Consider the following 17,800-nt stretch of genomic DNA (forward strand, 5'->3'; position numbering starts at 1 on the left):
TATCAGATTTCCTTTTTTACAATACCTATTATTTTATCAACAGCATCAAACAATATTTTCTTCTCAATATTAAGCGGTGGTATAAATCTAATTACTTTTTGTTCTGCTCCTGCACTAAGAAGCAATATTTTTTCTTTAAAACATTCATTAATTGTTTTTTCAACTATTTCTTTGTTTGGGAATTCAATTCCAATCATAAAACCAAAACCTCTAATTTTTATTTTTGGACTTAATTCTGCTTCAAAATGTTTTATAAGTTCACTTCCTGTTTTTGCAACATAATCAAGCAAATTATCTCTTTCTATTACTTCAAGTGTTTTAATAGCTGCAGCACAAGAAACAAGATTTCCTCCAAATGTACTGCCATGAGAAGCTGGTGGCATTAAAGACATGTGTTTTTTTGTACTTGAAAATGCACCCATGGGTAAACCATTTGCAATCCCTTTTGCCATGGTAATTACATCAGGTACTACATCATAATGTTCTATGCCAAACCATTTACCTGTTCTTCCTATCCCTGATTGAACTTCATCACAAATTAGTAAGATATTATATTCATTACAAATCTTTCTAAGCTCTTTTAAGTAATTAAATCTAAGATTTAAATTATGAGGTGGCGAAGGTGCATAACCTCCTTCACCAACTATTGGTTCAATAATAATTGCAGAGACAGATTCTGGAGGAAGATTTAATTTAAACATTCTATTTAATAGATCTAAACATTCTAAATCACAAGTTTTTGGATCTTTAAAAACAGGGCAACTCCAACAGTTTGGGAAATCAACAAAGTTTACACCTGTTAGAAGTGGATCATAATATTTTCTATGCACGATTTTTGAAGAAGACAATGCAGTGCTTCCTAATGTTCTCCCATGAAAAGATCCTCTAAAAGCAATTATATTTGGTCTTCCGGGATTTACATAACGGCTAAGCTTTATCGAACCATCAACAGCTTCAGCACCGCTGTTACAAAAAAAAGTATTGTTTAAATTTCCTGGTAGTATTTTTGATAACTTTTCTGCTAATTTTATATTTTCAGTATGGTGTGTTACGCAGCTAATGTGTACTAGTTTTGTAAGTTGATCTTGTGCTGCTTTTACAACTTCACTATGACAATGTCCAAGTTGTGTTACTCCAATACCACAAGTTAAATCTAAGTATTTTAATCCATCAATTGTATAAAGATAAGAACCTTCCCCACGCTCTGCAACAATATGAAAAACTCTATATAAAGCACTTGATAAATATTGCTCATCTTTGGCCAATAATTCTTTTAAGTTTGATATTTGATTTATTGTCATAATTTCAATGGTTCTTATTATTTAAATATTATAGCTGTTAGCTGATTGCTGACTGCTAAAATGTAACTTAATGAGCAATTTCCACTTAATCACAGATCCTGACATTGTTAAAAGTTTCTGTACAGACTCCTCAAACTATCCTGGTTATGCTGAAGCATTAGTTAGACCAACTTCAACAAATGAAGTTATAGAAATCTTAAAAGAAGCAAACTCAAAAAAAATCCCAGTAACACCAATTGGAAATAGGAGTAGTTTAACTGGTTCAGCAGCAGCACAAGGCGGCTGGATTTTAGATACTAGTCAAATGACAAGAATTATTGAAATTAATCACTCTGAAAAATGTGCAATTGCAGAACCGGGCATTATGCTTTCAGATCTTAAGAAAATAATTTTTGATCAAGGATTATTTTATGCTCCTGATCCAACAAGTGAAAAAGAATGTTTTTTTGGTGGTTCAATTGCAACAAATGCATCTGGCTCTAGAACTTTTAAATATGGCTCTACAAGAAGATATGTACGTGCGCTAGAAGTAGTCTTAGCTAATGGTGAAGTTTTAAATATCAGGAGAAATGAAATTGAAAAAAATACTTTTGGATATTTACCATTTCAAAACGTGGTTGAAATTTTTGTTGGTTCAGAAGGTACACTTGGTGTAATTACAAAAGGAGAAGTAGAATTAATTGAAAAGCCAGAAAATTTTTTTGGTGGCATGGCATTTTTTAAATCATTAAATGATGCGTTAGATTTTGTAATAAATATTCGTAAGGGTTTGATTAATCAAACCCCTATGACGACAACAATCACACCTCGTGCTGTGGAATTATTTGATCACCTTGGATTAAATATTATTAAAGGTGAATCGCAATTTAAAATCCCAGAGTCTGCGAAGGCTGCAATACTTTTTGAGCAGGAATATAAATCTAATGAGTATGAGAAATTAATTGAAACATGGCTTTCTTTTTTGGAAAAAAATAAAGCATTGATTGATAACACTATTATTACCAACCAATTAAAACAACAAGAAGAACTACGAAGGCTAAGACATCTTGTACCAAGTAGTCTTTTTGAAGAAGGCAGTAAGTATGTAAAAGATGGAGGTGGAAAAATATCAACAGACTGGTCGGTTCCAATAAATAAAATCCATGAAATTATAAATTATGCAGAGGCTCTTGCTTGTGAAGCAAAAATTCAAGAACCAGTAATTTATGGACACATTGGAAACGGACATCCTCATTATAATTTCATTGCAAAAAATGAGAATGAAAAAAAACAAATTATGAAAGTAGTTTACAAAACATGTGAGAGAGTAGTTTCTTTAGGCGGAACAATTGCTGCTGAGCATGGGATAGGAAAAATTAAAAAAGATTTTTTAAAGTACCAGTACCCTAAACAAATAATAGATTCTATGAAGGCACTAAAATGTTCTCTTGATCCAAATGAGATATTAGCGACAGGGAATATGTTTTAAGTTTCAAAGTCTTAATATCCAATTTCTAACTTTTACCAAACCTAAAAAAAATTAATCGAAATCTTAAGCTTTTCTTTAGATTCTATTCTCACATCCTCATTTAGCAAATGTTATATTTGTTGTGAGAGAAAAAGATATGGGATTAATAAGATCAATAAAATTCATACCTATTTTTCCTGGAGAAGAAGGAAGGGAAATAAGTAGAGTTACAAAGCGACATCCAATGCATCACAGTGAAGGTGTTGAAGGTACTGGTGGTGGCGCAACTGGTGGTGTAGAAAGCGAAATACAGCAGTTTATCAAAGAGCTAATTAATAACTTAAAATCTTACCATCCAGGTAACTTCACTAATAGTTTAATGCACAAATTAGGAATACGTACTCTAGCTGCACTTGCTATGCATAGAGACATAAATAAAGAAGCAGTCCCTCTATTAATTCAATGTTTAAGTGATCCAGATAATCAAGTTAGAGAAAATGCAGCAGATGCTATTGCTGCATATGCTGATTGTGGACAAAGAGATGAAATGGCAATTCCTCCATTAATTAAATGTTTAAGTGATCAGGATAGCAATGTTAAAGTGAGTGCAATACGAGCTTTGGCTTATTATGCTGAGTATGAGGGAGCCAAACAGGCAGTTCTTCCATTAACTACATGTTTCTTAAGTGATCCAAATCTAGAAGTTAAACAATTTGCAGCATTAATTTTAAGCCTTATAGTTCCTGAGGAGTTTAAAACAAAGTTATCAGAGCTTCCATTAAGGGACAAGGTTGATATACTTACTTTTCTGGAAGGTGGGAATTTTGATATTTTAGGCAAATGATTTGCGGGTTATTAAAATACCAGCTTTAACCAGACTTTAATTAACTTTTTTATAGTTAGGCTTATAGGACTATCAAAAGCTTATATCTAATGTTTTTTATAGGTTGAGCAATTTAATAAATTCATATTTAAGAATTAGAGTTTATAAAAATGTTAGAGAATAGTACAGAACATATTATTTCTTATAGGCCTGAAGTTAAAAAGAATAATAAAAATAGTTTAGTTAGGCAAGGCGCAAGTAATAACTTCGTGACCAGCTTTGATACCTTTGAAACGACAGGTGGAGAACTTAAAGATGAGAATATTAATGATGAAAATTTATTTAGTAAATTATGTGTTTTTGTAAGTGATACAGTTAAAAAAGTTATTTCAAGTCTTGATCCTTTTATTAGTTTTCTTCAAAAAATTGATTTACAAAAAGATCCTTTAACAGCAAATGAACTTGAGGATGTAGTAGATGATTTTGCAGAAGCTGCTCTTGGTGGAAAAATTGAACTTTCAGATGAAACTAAAAAAGCAGTTTCTGAGCTTACACAAGCAATAAGAGTTATTGAAGGTGATGACGAACTAAAAAATATGGATTTAAGGGAACTTATAAAAAAGTGGAGAAATAGTGAAGATGCAAAGTGTCTAATAGAAATGGCAAAAAGGATACAAGAAGGAAAGTGTGTGCCGATTACAAATGAGAAATTAAAAGAATTGTTTATAAAAAGTTTGCATTCTCTTTCAAGTGCTCTTATGGAAGCTAAAAAAAACGGAGGTTATGAAACTGCTCATGAGTTAAAAAAAGTAGCTAATCCTGTTGTTAATTCTATTGAAAGAGTTCAAGAACGTGGAGGTGATAGTAATTTAACTGTCCAAGATAAAAAAGACATAGCTACTTGGATGGAAGAATCAAAAAATCATGTAGAACAAGTTACTCATGATGATTATTTAAGTAGTTTTTTAAGTACTCCTACAAGACATGAATTAGAAAGACTCTATGATTTTTTTACTTGGTTCCTTGATGAGTGGCATGAAATGATTGAAGAAGAAGAAAAGAAAGAATGTGAAAGAAAGTGCGAAGAAAGAGAAAAAAAAGAAGAAGAAGCTCAAAGACTACATGCTCTTCATAAGAAAAAAGAGATGGAAAAATATATTTATAAAGCAATGGCAAGAAGAGCATTAGAAGAAATGTTTGTAGATTCTATGAGAAGATATTATTTTGCTTTAAGTAAATATGAAGAACTAAAGAAACAGGAAAATGCTATAAGAAGTGAAGAAGCTAGTGTTGAAGCATCTAAACCATTACCGTGTAGTGGAGATATTAATGATATTATTTTGGATTTTTTAAATAGTGATTGCTAACTTACATTAAAATACTTAGCTTGTGGATGATGAACAATAATTGCAGAGGTACTTTGCTCAGGATGTAATTGAAAACTCTCTGACAATGAAACCTCAATACACTCTGGTTTTAAAAGTTTAAATATTTTTGTTTGATCTTCAAGACATGGACAAGCTGGATATCCAAAACTATATCTACAACCTTGATAACCTTGGCCAAGTAATTTTTTTATTTCTTTTGCATCATTGTGATGAAAATTTAATTCTGTTCTTATTTTCTTATGAGTCCATTCAGCAAGTGCTTCTGCAGTCTCTACACTAAACCCATGAAAAAATAAATAATCAGTATATTTGTTTTCATTAAATAATTTTTTTGAATAGTTACTTGCTTGTTCTCCTATTGTTACAGCTTGAAAAGCTACTATATCTGATCCTGTTTCGTTTTTGCTTCTAAAAAAATCTGAGATGCAAAGCTTGTCTCTATCCTTCTGCCTTGGAAAGGTAAATCTTTGAATCTCTGTTTTTTTATCTTCACTTAGAATGATTAAATCATTGCTGTCTGAAACGCAATAGTAATATCCATAAACAACTTTTGGAATTAATAATTTTTTTTCTTTTGAAAGAACTTTTAATTTTTCAAGTTCTACGTAAGCTTTTTCTTTTAAAATCTTCCTGTATTTTTCTTCCTCAAGCTTGCCTTTTTTAAACTGCCACTGTCCAACTATTAAAGCAGTTTCATTTATATAAGGATAAATCTCATCAAGGCTAATATTGGTTATAATCTTTGTACCGTAAAAGGGAATCTTAGGAATCTTTTGGGCAGGTTGTATCATTGGACTCTATTATTAAAAATGTCTTCCATAAACCTAAGATCACTAAACGCATCGGCTCCGTAAAACACTTTACCTTTATAAGCATTTTTACATTCATTTTCTACAAACTTTCTAGTAAGTGCTGCTCCTCCAAGAATAACAGGGATTGTAATATTTCTTTCATTTAAAATTTCTAAATTTTCTTTCATTATTTGAGTTGATTTTACAAGCAAGCCACTCATTCCAATAACATCAACTTTTTCTTCAGTAGCTGTTTTAATAATACTTTCAATAGGTTGCTTAATTCCAAGATTAAAAACTTTGTATCCATTATTAGTTAGTATAATGTCTGCAAGATTTTTTCCAATATCATGAACATCACCTTTTACAGTAGCTAAAACAATTTTTCCACGTGCTTTTACTTCCTTCTTTTCCATAAGGGGTTCTAAATAAGATACTGCTGCTTTCATTGTTTCAGCTGATTGTAAAACAAATGGTAATTGCATTTCACCAGATGCAAATAAATCTCCAACTACTTTCATTCCATCTAATAAAATGTTATTTATAATGTCTAAAGGTCTGTGCTTTTTTAAAGCCTCATCTAAATCTTTTATGAGTCCAGATTTGTTTCCATCTATAATTCTTTTTTTTAAAAGCTCTTCAATAGCTGACAGCTGACAACTGATAGCTGATGGCTGATAGCTGATGGCTGATTGCTTCTCAAATAACAACATAAACTTATGAAGCGGATCATATTCTTCTTTTCTTTTATCATAAATTAAATCAAGCGCTACTTGTTTTTGTTCTTCTGAAATTTTATAAAGAGGAAGAATTCTTTTAGCATTGACAATTGCTAGATCCAGTCCATGTTTAACTGCTTCATGCATGAATACTGAGTTTAAAACTTGTCTAGCTTGTGGCAAAAGACCAAATGAAATATTGCTTATCCCAAGAATTGTTTTTGCTTCAGGGAAATGTTTTTTTATTAGTTTAATTCCTTCTATTGTTTCAATACCTGCTCTGCGAAATTCTTCATCTCCACTTCCTAAAGTAAAAGTAAGAGTATCAAAAATTAAATTTTCTCCTTTTATTTTGTATTTGTTTGTTACAAGTTCATATATTCTTTTTGCTATTTCAAATTTCTTCTTTGCTGTTTTTGCCATTCCATCTTCATCAATAGTTAGTGCTATTAAAGCTGCTCCAAACTCTTTTGTAAGTGGACAGACTTTTTTTATTTTTTCTTCCCCATCTTCTAAATTGATTGAGTTAATAAGTGGCTTACCACTAATTAGCTCAAGTGCTTTTTGAATTACTACCTCTTCAGTAGAGTCAATCATAATAGGAATGTTAACTTGGGTATTTAGTCTCTTTATATATTCAGTCATGTCCTTGATCTCATCTCTTCCTACATAAGCAGTACAAACATCAAGTAAGTGTGCTCCTTCTTCAAGCTGTTCTTTTGCCATAAGTACCATTCCATCAAAATCTTCTTTTGCTAAAAGCTCTCTAAAGAATTTACTCCCATTTGCGTTTGTTCTTTCGCCTACAAAAACAGGTGGTGAATCTATATTTAATGGAACTATGCTGTACAAACTGCTGACAGAATTAGTGTATTTTGGATTTCTTTTTTTAGGATTTTTCTTTTCTACAGAATGAATTACAGCTTTTATATGTGCTGGAGTTGTACCGCAACAACCGCCAACAATATTTACACCTAAGTCATTTACAAAATGTGATAATGTTTTTGAAAAATCTTCAGCTGAAAGGTGATAGTGACTTTTACCACCAATATTTTCAGGCATGCCAGCATTTGGCATGCAAGAGACAGGTAAAGTACTTGTTTCACAAAGATATCTTATGTGATCTGACATTTCAAGCGGCCCTGTTGCACAGTTTATGCCAATAACATTTATTTCATATGGCTCAAGCGCGCAAAAGCTAGAAGCAATATCAGAACCTACAAGCATTGTTCCAGTACGTTCTATAGTAATTTGAACCATTACAGGAATTCTTTTTTTCTTTTCTTCCATTACTTTAAAAAGAGCAGCTAAGGCAGCTTTTGCTTGTAAAATATCCTGGCAGGTTTCAAGTAAAAAAATATCTACTCCACCATTTAGTAATCCACTTGCTTGGGTATAAAATGCTTCTTTCATATTTTGATAGCTTATATGACCAAGTGTTGGAAGCTTTGTTGATGGGCCTATTGAGCCTGCAACAAATCTAGGTTTTAAGTAATTAAAATCATTTGCTATTTCTTTTGCAAGTTTTGCACTTGTGTAATTTAACTCATATGCCATATTTGCAATATCATATTCTGCAAGTACGATACTATTTGTACCAAAACTATTTGTTTCAATTACATCTGCACCTACTTTTAAAAATGACTCATGAATTTCTTTTATAACTTGTGGTTTAGTTTTTACTAATATTTCATTACAACCTTCTAGTCCATGAAAATCATCCAGTGAAAGAGGATGTGATTGAATTGATGTGCCCATAGCACCATCAAAGAATACTATCTTTTCTTTACAGAGATCTAAAAATTGTTTTGCCATAGTGTTGCGTTGTTGGGGCAGGTGTTAAACCTGCCCTTACTAATTTTCCCATTTCATTGCTCTTTTAACAGCTTCTTTCCACATTGTATACTCATTCTCTCTCTTTGTTCTTGGTAAAAACAATTCATTAGAATGCCAGAGCTTTTTTATTTCTTCTAATGATTTCCAGATTCCTACACTTAAACCTGCTAAATATGCTATACCAAGAGCAGTTGCTTCTAGCTGGGATGATCTTGTTATAGGCATTTGAAGTAAGTCTGCTTGAAATTGCAATAAAAAATTATTTTTTGCAGCACCACCATCAGCTTTTATAGTTGTTTCTTTAGGTAATGTGTTTTTAATTGGCAATATTAGATCTGCAATTTGATAAGCCATTGATTCAAGAGCAGCTCTTACTATATGAGCCTTATTAGTTTTTCTAGTTAAACCAATAATTATTCCTCTTGCATTCCCGTCCCAATACGGAGCCCCGAGTCCTGTAAGAGCTGGAACAAAATAAACACCCTCATTGCTGTCTATGCCTGTAGCTATCTTTTCAGTTTCAGATGAATCTTGTATTATTCCAAGATTATCTCGAAGCCACTGGACGATGGCACCGCTAATAAATGTTGAGCCTTCTAATGCATAGGAGCTGAAGGCTGAAAGCTGAGAGCTGGGAGCTAAGATGCTCCACGCAATTGTTGTTAAAAAGTTTTTATTCAACTGGAATTTTTCACCAATGTTAATAAGTAAAAAGCCGCCTGTCCCATAAGTTATTTTTAAATCACCTTCTTTAAAACAACACTGACCGAATAATGCAGCTTGTTGATCACCAAGCACTGCTTTAATTGAAATTTCTGTATCAAAAAGTTTTTTATCTGTAACTCCAAAATCTCCATTTGATGGAATAACTTTTGGTAACATCCACTCTTCGATTCCAAAAATACTTAATAGCTCTTTATCATATTTATTTGTTTTTATATTAAAAAGCATTGTACGTGAGGCATTTGAAGGATCAGTATAAAATGATTTTCCACTTGTAAGATTCCAAATTAACCACGAATCAATTGTTCCAAAACGTATGTTTTTATTATTTCGTGCATTGGCCACATTGTCTAAAACCCATTTTATTTTTGATGCAGAAAAATATGCATCAATTTCTAGACCAGTTTTTTCTTTTATTAAATCTTTGTATTTTTTTTTAAGTTCATTACAAAAATTAGTTGTTCTTCTGCACTGCCAGACAATTGCATTATAGATAGGTTTTCCAGAGCTGCTGTCAAATGCAACAATCGTTTCTCTTTGATTTGTAATTCCTAAAGCTAGAATATCTTTTGGATTAATTTTACTTTCTTTAATTATTTTTTTTGCTGTGCTTAATTGGGTGGCCCAAATTTCATTTGGATTGTGTTCTACCCATGAGGCCTGTGGGAAAATCTGATTAAATTCTTTTTGAGCTTTAGAAATAACCTTGCCAGTTTCGTCTACTAAGATTGACCTTGAACTAGTAGTGCCTTGATCTAGGCTTAAAATGTACTTTCTGCTCATAGCTGGTTTTCTTAACCCTCTTCTTTATAATATTTTTATCTTAATTCTTACATTAATTACTGAGTTATGAGGTTAATTTTAGTTCCTACCACTAGCTTGCTAAGACATGTTTTGCTATTATAAATTAAATATTTCAGAGTTTTATAAAGTTCTGAGTATATAAAATCATGAATAAGATGAAGTTCAAATTTAAACACAAACATCATGTTGAATCAGTGGAAGTAAAAAAACTGATCTCAATTTATCTTTTATCTGTTTTTGATGAGTAAGGAGTTTTTTAAAAGTGCCAGTACCACCTGTACAATCAGTATCCTCAAGCACAAATTTATCTAGTACAGGTGTAAAGAAAGAATGGAGTGATTTAACTCCCGAAGAAAGAATCAATAAGTCCTTAGATATTGGTTTTAAATTTGGAGTAGCACCACTTAGTATTGCATCTAGTGGTTTGAGTGTGTTGAATTTTTTTCTTTCAAATGTTTTTAAAAGTGAAAGTGAATCTCTTGATAAAATTAATTCCTTTATAAATAAAGTTGCATATTTCTTGACAGGAGTCCATGGCAGTATTGGGAATGCTTTTAGAAAAGATACATTTGGATCAATAGGATATAGCCTTGTTTCTTTGTCATCAATTATTGGCAATGATGAAAACATGTATCTTTTAAAAGGATTTGGGAGTGCACTTGATCAAATGCCAGCAATGATGGAAGATATGGCTTTTAATCCTAAGATTAAAAGTAGATATGAATTAAAAGATGGTCACGAGAAGGGAGTTTTTAATGAGTACAAAGGTTATGTAGATAGTACAAAGAAAACACTTGCTTCAATAGGAGTTGTTTGTTCTGATGTTTATCATGATTTGAAAGAAAAAAGTAAAAAAGGATTTTTTACTGCGCTAAAAGAAATATTTTATGGTGGAGAGAGAACAGCAGAAAAAAATCTTGTTGTATCTGCAATTGGAATCTTAACAGGAGCTATTTTTGGCACGTTTTTAGGATTTAATAATTTCGTTCAAAAAATCGGTGCATCGATAAGAGATATTTTTGGAATACATGCTGACATAGCTTTATGGGATAAAGGTGACTCAAAAGCAGAAAATGGTCAAGCAACTGCTGTAGGTAATATTAAGTATAAACTTAGTGGAGCATTTTATTTAATTGCTTCTGCGATGGATTTAGTTTATAGATGGACTGGCTTGAGCAAGTTAAATATGGCAGCTGTTGGAATTGATGCTCTTGGGTTTAGCTTTATGACATGGGCTAGTTCAGAAGATAATAAAGCAGCAATGAATAACAAAAATGGTAAACATGCAGAACCAGCTGAACAAGAGACTAGGCAACCAACACCTGCACCATCTCCAGTAGTAGCAACTGCTTAATCTTTAGCTCTCATCTTGCTAAACCAAAAACCATAAAAGAAATAAATTATAAGTCCAATTGCCATCCATACTACAAAACGAACCCAGGTAGCAGTTGGTAATCCAGTCATTAAAAGAAAATTTATAACAATTCCAATTATTCCTGTGTATGGCATTCCAGGACATCTAAATCTTGCTTTTAGTTCTGGTCTTGTAAATCTTAAAATTAAAACAGCAATCGATACAAAAACAAATGCAGCAAGTGTGCCAATGCTTGTAAGTTCAGCAACAGTAAGTATTGGTGTAAAAGCAGCAATTAAACCCGAAAAAATTCCTGTTATTAAAGTTGCAATAAAAGGAGTTCTGTACTTTGTATGAATACTTGCAAAAAAGTTAGGCAAGAGGCCGTCACGAGACATTGAAAATAAAATTCTAGCTTGCCCAACAATCATAACTAAAATAATACTTGTCATTCCACAAAGAGCACCAAAGCCAATAATTAATGCTGCCCATTTATGACCTAATGCTGTAAATGCAACTGAAAGTGCAGCTCCAGCTTCATGCCCTGTTAAAGCTGGGTTTGGTTTTCCATCTATAGTAACTGGAACCAGTCCAGTTAAAACAAGCGAAGCAAATAAATATAAAATTGTACAAATAACTAAGCTGCCAAGTATTCCTATTGGTAAATCTCTCTGTGGATTTTTTGATTCTTCAGCAACTGTTGATACTGCATCAAATCCAATATATGCAAAGAAAACAATACCAGCAGCAGTTAAAACACCTTGCCAGCCGTAATGATAAACAAGATCATTGTGTATACTAAGTGTGCCTTGGAAAAATTTAATTATAAATTCATTAAATGGTAAGTGAAGAATATCTATTGCATGACCAGAAGCAGTAGCAATTCTTGGTGGTATAAAAGGATGCCAGTATTCAGGATGAATATTAAAAAGTCCAAATGTAATAAAAAATATTACTACTGAAACTTTTATAGTGACAATTATGTTATTAAAAACAGTTGAACTTTTTATTCCAACAATTGCAAGTATTGTTAATGCAAAAGTTATAATAGCTGCTGGCAAGTTCATGATTGCACCAGGTACATCATGCGTCCCTGGAGATGCAGTTAAAATTTCGGGAATGTGAAGTCCAAAGTTAGCTAAGATATTATGAAAATATGCACTCCAACCAATTGCAACAACTGATACAGATACTAAATACTCAAGAAGTAAATTCCACCCAATTAACCAAGCTGCAAGTTCTCCTAAAGTAACATAAACATAAGTATATGCACTTCCAGAAAGAGGTACTAGTGATGAAAATTCACTATAAACAAATGCAGCAAGCGTACATGCTATTCCAGCTAATATAAAGGAAAAGAAAACAGCAGGGCCAGCATAATTAGCAGCTGCTATGCCAGTAAGTACAAATATTCCTGTTCCTATTATGCAACCAATTCCTAAGTTAATTAAATCCCAAGCACCTAAAGTTCTAACTAATCCATGGCTACCGTGTGCAGATTTCTCATCCACAGTTACAGATGTCATGTTCTTTATTCTTAAAAAAGAATTTTTTGCTTTCATTATAAAAATACAACTAACATATTCTATACTACTTTATTTCTTTTTTAACAAGGTTTTTAGTAAATAATTTAATTCCTAGGTTTTCACTAAAGAATTGACCTTTTGGTGTGCTAATTGTAAATGATCTGGAATTTATGTCACCACCAGTAAATCTTAGTGTTATAAGCATTTTATTTCCTTTGCTTAAAACTCTAGTTCTTAAAATCTCAATATCGTTTTCTTCAGCAAATGATAAAAAGGTATGTGTTTTAAGTGGCGCAGTAAAATAAATTTTATTACTTATTTTTATAAACTTACTAGCCAGGTTTTCACCTTCAAAAATTAGTCTAATAATGCTCCCACTTTTAGAAGATGGTCCAATTACTCTTCCTTGGACTTTTATTAATTTTGGTAAACCTGAACTTACTTCCGTGTTTAAATTTTGAAAATTTATTTGGTCAAATATTTTTAAACTACCCTTAGAAATAATTTCTTTTTTCTTAATTTCTTTTTTACTTAAAATAACAATAAGTGTTAAATCACCAGAAGGTGCTGAACTTGGAATTGTAAGTTTTGCAAGAAGTTTGTTATTAGATGTTAAGTAAGACTCGCCTGATATTTGAGTAGTATTGTTATTTTTGTTTAGTGCAAAGTAAAAAATATTTTTTAGATCAGCAGGTTTTAACTTAACTGTTGAATTAAGGTCTATTAAATACCCGCCAGTAGTACCTTTTATTCCGCCTCTTGATTCAATTGTAAGGATAGGAATATCTTTTTTTGCTTTTTCTAGTTTTGCTATCTCAAGAGGAATATTGCTTAAAGTTATATCCGGAATTCTAGGTGCAATTATTTTTTGATCAGGTTTTGCTAAATCCTTTTCACTAATATTAATTTGTATTGAACTTTCAACTTGTTTTTTAATAGGAATAGTTTCAATCATAACTACCTCAACCTGTGGAATATCTGGCAGCTTAAATTTATTGTTGGATGAAATACGTGGTAGTTCAAATCGTTCTGTAGGAACACCTTGGGGAGTACGTAAGGTTGTAGATGGAGATATTTTTTGAGGGACTTGAATTAGTAAAGGTGGCCTTTCTTGTAAAGCTCCAAATTCTGGTGGTCTTCCTTGTGTAAGTCCAAGCTGAGGCTGCCTTCCTGTTTCTATGCTAGGTGCCTGAAGAATGATTGGAGGATTATTGATATTAGTTTTTGTATCTTTTATTATTGAACTGTCTTCTTGAGTTACTTTATCTATTGGTTTAATAATAGTGAACTCTTTAATATTTGTAGTAATTTCTTTTTGATCACAAATACCAGCTTTAGCTAAGAAATCATTTAATAAAGAACAACTTATGTTTGAGCTTTGGAGTAGATAACTAAATATTTTTCCTTCAGTAGCTTCTTTAGGTACACTTGTTGCAACAAATGCAAATTTATTATTTTTTGTAACAATAAGGTCTGTATTTCTGCTTTGTGGTGTTTGATTAGTTTTAAGTGGTATGGAAGCAAGCCTTAACAGATGTTTGTTTGATGGAATATCAGATGCTTGTTTATTGATTTCATTCCAGTCGATAAAATATACTGCAAAATAATTTTCGTTTTTTGTTTTATTGTTATCTGCTATATAAAGTAAATGATCTGTTACTTCTATAGGACCACTAATCCCATGAAAATTATTCTCACTGCACGGGGCTGTTTTAAATACTGTTAAAACTGGTTCTCCTAAAAGTTTTAAGGTAGCTGTTTTAGCTCTTTCACCTGTTACGCTAATTTTAAATACTGCTACTTTTGTAAGATAGTTTAAATCTGGGATTTTTGAGCTATTTTCAAAATAAGAAACGAATAAATAAAGCAAAGAATTCTTTTGTACTAATTTAAAACCAGAAAATCCACCAAATGAAATTGTGTTAAATATATCAGGAAGAGTAGATTTGTCTTTTTCTTTTTTAAACTCTGCAAGAATTGTATTTGTTCCATCTGCTTGATTGGTTTTAAAAATTCCAAATCCGTTTCCACTCCCATTTTTTCCTTGTTCTAGATTTGCAAAAACTCCAAACACAATATTAGAACCTGCTTGATTTGTACTGTCTGCAAATTCTAAATATGATCCAGCTTCAACTGATTTTGCAAAATCTTGCCCGATAAATGAATTACTTAAAGTCATGTCTTGTTTAATTTCAACTGACTGAATACTTGCTAGATTATTGCTTGAAGTATTAGCTTGTAGATAAACCAGATATTTTCCATTAGGAGTTACTGTAAGTGCTGTTGGCAAATCAGAAGGAATGAAGAAATTGTTTTGTATTCTGCTTAGTGTAATAGTATCTGAGATATTTAATTCATAAGGATAAATTCTGTCAAATCCAAATTCCTTTGGACCATTCCCGTTAAAAATTAATTGGTTAGTAACTGGATTAAAAATACAGTTTCCTCTTATGCTTCCAGATATACTTTGTGTAATTGAATCAGTTTGTGCAATACTTTCTAAAAGACTTAGTAAACCATTTTCAGGACTAGTGTTAATTATCCTTGCAGCATTATTTTTTTGAATACAAGCACTTAAAATATTTTTGTTTGGTAATAAATCCAGGTCAAGAAATTGTTCTTTTTCTTCAAAAGTACTGTCATTGTTTGTGTCTCCATTTAAGATGGGAATTTTAAGAAAGTTTTGTTTTGTTGGTGTAATATTTACCTGTATACATTCACCTTCAGAATTTTGTGCAAAACAAGCAGGTATACTTAGTAAAAGTAAGAAAAATATTGCGGTTAAAATTAAAAATATTTTCTTTACCATTTTTCTTCTTCCTTAAAGCCTTCTGGTTTTTGAGGTGCTTTAAAATCTGCTTTGCCAGTGGTTTGTCCAGTAAGTGTACTTACTGTAAAGAACCTGACATCCTCCTTGCCTTTTAATAAAGAATCATCATATTCAAGGATTACTTGGAAGTTGGTTCGTTTTGCATCACGGTCACTTCTTGTAACTCTCATTCTTTCTATTGAAATCCCTTCTTTATTAACAAAGGTAATTAAGGTAAATGGCTGAAATGCTATGGGTGAAGTAATAAGTTTATTGTTAATTTTTACAGTTCTCTTAATAAAGTTTTCACCTGTAATAATTAATTTATAACGTTTCTTGTTAGCTGGTACATTTTTTACGCCTGGTATTTTAACTAACCTAACATCTTTAATTATTGGTTTTCCAATTTGTGTACCAGTAACAATAGATGTTGCTTTTAGTGCAGGTGTAATACTAAAGTTTATTTTTGAGACTGCTTTTAATTTTCCATCTCGTTTAGTAGTTATAAGTAATGTAGCTTCACCTAGTGGAATGTCATCAGGAAGTTGTACTTCAAGAAGTAAATGTTTGCTTGAAGTATCAAATAAAATATTTTTGCCACTTATGTTACGAGCTTTGTTATTTTCTTTGCTTATAATTACAAAGTTCAATGAACTTAAATCTTCTTCTTTAAGATCACTAGCAGAACTTAATTTTACTTCTATAAATAATTTACCACCAGAAATAGTATTCTTTATGAATTTATCAATGCCAAGAGTTCTATCTAATGTTAATTCTAATTCTTCTACATTACCAATAAATGCTTTATTTATATTTGGAATATTTAATATATTAGGATTAAAGATTGATGGAATGCTTCCAATTTGAGATAGAGGTGTACTATCAAGATCTAAACTTGGATCAAGCCCATCTGGTCTAAGAATTGTTTCTTCAAAACAGTTCTGTAAGTTAGATGGATTAGTTGTTATTGGAGTACCACTCTTAGGTAAGATTGAAAGGTCAAATATTCTATCAAATGTAAGTGATGGACTTCCAGAGTCTGTTGCTCTTATAGTAACCATAATTAGTGTTGTACCTGCATCACCAGTAACAGGAGCAACAGTTAAAATATAGTTTGAATTATTTGTTAATGGATTTAAACCACAAAGTTTAATTCTAGAGAATGAAGGTGTTGTAGAAGTAATGCTGTAAGTAATCATTCCAATTGAGCTAGTATTTCTATCTGGATCAAATCCATACTCATCAAGGTTAATAATTGATGTATCATTTTCTTTAACTGAAACTAATGGAATTTCTTTTGTGTATGGTCTGTCATTCTTGGATGGATCATCTACTTCAATATAAAGTAATGAAGGCAATCCATCACACATTCCATCATTTGCTAAGAATGGTATCTTATATACTCCACCTGGTAAATTAACTGGGTGTAGTGTTGCACTTAATGTAAATGTTTGTGGATTAGAACCATTTTGAGTCCAAACAAATCTCTCGGTTACATCTTTATTTAAATTTTGATCATTAAATTGTTCATCATAAAGTGCAAAGTTTTGATACTTAGTCATAAGTATACTTGCTTGTGTATCTGGATCACTAGCTAGTACATTAACCATAAAAGTAGACAATTGAGTCATATTCCTGGTTATACCTTCTACCCAGAATACGCTTTGTATAGAAGCAGCTTGTGGTAAGTCGGGTCTAACAATTGATATTGGATTAAATGTTGGTTGAGCTGGTTGATTACTTGGAGTACAACTAGTTGCTGGTGTGATTAAAGGAGGAGGAAGAGGAAGAGGTTGTGGCGGTGGAATTCCAGAAGAAGATGAAGAACTTACTATACACGTTCCATTTACACATTGTGAGAATAGAGGGCATATTGAGGCTTGTATGCAAGTTCCGTTATTACATAGTCCATCTAGACATTGTGCAAGATTAGCAAAGCGAGTGCAGTCAGAATTTTGTGTGCAGCCTTGTATGATTATGCCTGATGAACTAGAAAATGATGATGAACCTGAACCAGAAGAAGATGAACTTGAAGATGAGCTTGATGAAGAGGATGATCCACTTGATGAAGATGAACTACTAGATGAAGAAGATGATGAAGAACTTGACGATGAAGATGAACTACTACCAGAAGAACTTGATGATGAACTTGATGAAGAAGAGCTAGAAGAGGAACTTGAAGAGCCTGATGAACTTGATGAAGAAGAGCTAGAAGAGGAACTTGAAGAGCCTGATGAACTTGATGAAGAAGAGCTAGAAGAGGAACTTGAAGAGCCTGA

General features: G+C 31.9%; 10 protein-coding genes and 1 pseudogene. 5 read left to right on the top strand and 6 right to left on the bottom strand.

Features of this window, described 5'->3' with window-relative positions; genetic code table 11:
• Positions 1–2: 2 nt before the first annotated feature.
• Complete coding sequence (locus tag HYY52_05860; protein MBI2996216.1) at positions 3–1,301, bottom strand: aminotransferase class III-fold pyridoxal phosphate-dependent enzyme; 1,299 nt, start codon at positions 1,299–1,301, stop codon at positions 3–5.
• A gap of 70 nt (positions 1,302–1,371) precedes the next feature.
• Between HYY52_05860 and HYY52_05865 the strand changes: the two genes are divergently transcribed.
• The 3 genes from HYY52_05865 to HYY52_05875 all read left to right on the top strand — a co-directional run bounded on the left by HYY52_05865 (position 1,372) and on the right by HYY52_05875 (position 4,938).
• Positions 1,372–2,769 carry an FAD-binding oxidoreductase gene (locus HYY52_05865; GenBank protein MBI2996217.1) on the top strand — a complete coding sequence of 466 codons (1,398 nt, stop codon included), beginning with the start codon at positions 1,372–1,374 and terminating at the stop codon, positions 2,767–2,769.
• Positions 2,770–2,905: 136 nt separating this feature from the next.
• On the top strand, positions 2,906–3,592 hold the full coding sequence (locus tag HYY52_05870) for a HEAT repeat domain-containing protein (GenBank protein MBI2996218.1): 687 nt from the start codon (positions 2,906–2,908) through the stop codon (positions 3,590–3,592).
• A 149-nt stretch (positions 3,593–3,741) separates the two neighbouring features.
• Positions 3,742–4,938, top strand: coding sequence for a hypothetical protein (locus tag HYY52_05875; protein MBI2996219.1), 1,197 nt, complete (start codon positions 3,742–3,744; stop codon positions 4,936–4,938).
• On the opposite strand, the pseudogene metH reads toward HYY52_05875, so the two are convergent.
• A pseudogene (gene metH / locus HYY52_05880) lies at positions 4,935–8,284 on the bottom strand (methionine synthase). The gene HYY52_05875 and the pseudogene metH sit on opposite strands and share 4 nt — an antisense overlap.
• Positions 8,285–8,323: 39 nt before the next feature.
• Positions 8,324–9,811 carry a glycerol kinase GlpK gene (glpK, locus tag HYY52_05885; protein MBI2996220.1) on the bottom strand — a complete coding sequence of 496 codons (1,488 nt, stop codon included), beginning with the start codon at positions 9,809–9,811 and terminating at the stop codon, positions 8,324–8,326.
• Positions 9,812–10,094: 283 nt separating this feature from the next.
• On the opposite strand from glpK, the gene HYY52_05890 reads away from it, so the two are divergent.
• Positions 10,095–11,186: a hypothetical protein gene (locus tag HYY52_05890; GenBank protein MBI2996221.1), complete on the top strand. Its 1,092-nt coding sequence runs from the start codon at positions 10,095–10,097 to the stop codon at positions 11,184–11,186.
• On the opposite strand, the gene HYY52_05895 is transcribed toward HYY52_05890, so the two are convergent.
• The 3 genes from HYY52_05895 to HYY52_05905 form a co-directional block, all read right to left on the bottom strand.
• Complete coding sequence (locus HYY52_05895; GenBank protein MBI2996222.1) at positions 11,183–12,712, bottom strand: amino acid permease; 1,530 nt, start codon at positions 12,710–12,712, stop codon at positions 11,183–11,185. The two genes, HYY52_05890 and HYY52_05895, sit on opposite strands and share 4 nt — an antisense overlap.
• Before the next feature lie 64 nt (positions 12,713–12,776).
• Positions 12,777–15,521 (bottom strand): hypothetical protein, encoded by a 2,745-nt coding sequence (locus HYY52_05900; protein MBI2996223.1) that lies wholly within the window; start codon positions 15,519–15,521, stop codon positions 12,777–12,779.
• Positions 15,515–17,152 carry a hypothetical protein gene (locus HYY52_05905; protein MBI2996224.1) on the bottom strand — a complete coding sequence of 546 codons (1,638 nt, stop codon included), beginning with the start codon at positions 17,150–17,152 and terminating at the stop codon, positions 15,515–15,517. The genes HYY52_05900 and HYY52_05905 overlap by 7 nt, the downstream gene beginning before the upstream one ends.
• 133 nt (positions 17,153–17,285) lie before the next feature.
• Here HYY52_05905 and HYY52_05910 point away from each other — a divergent pair.
• A partial coding sequence (locus HYY52_05910; GenBank protein ID MBI2996225.1) for a hypothetical protein occupies positions 17,286–17,800 on the top strand: 515 nt, incomplete at its 3' end.

The organism is Candidatus Melainabacteria bacterium, from assembly GCA_016193285.1.
In the GTDB taxonomy this organism is placed as follows: Bacteria; Cyanobacteriota; Vampirovibrionia; order 2-02-FULL-35-15; family 2-02-FULL-35-15; genus JACPSL01.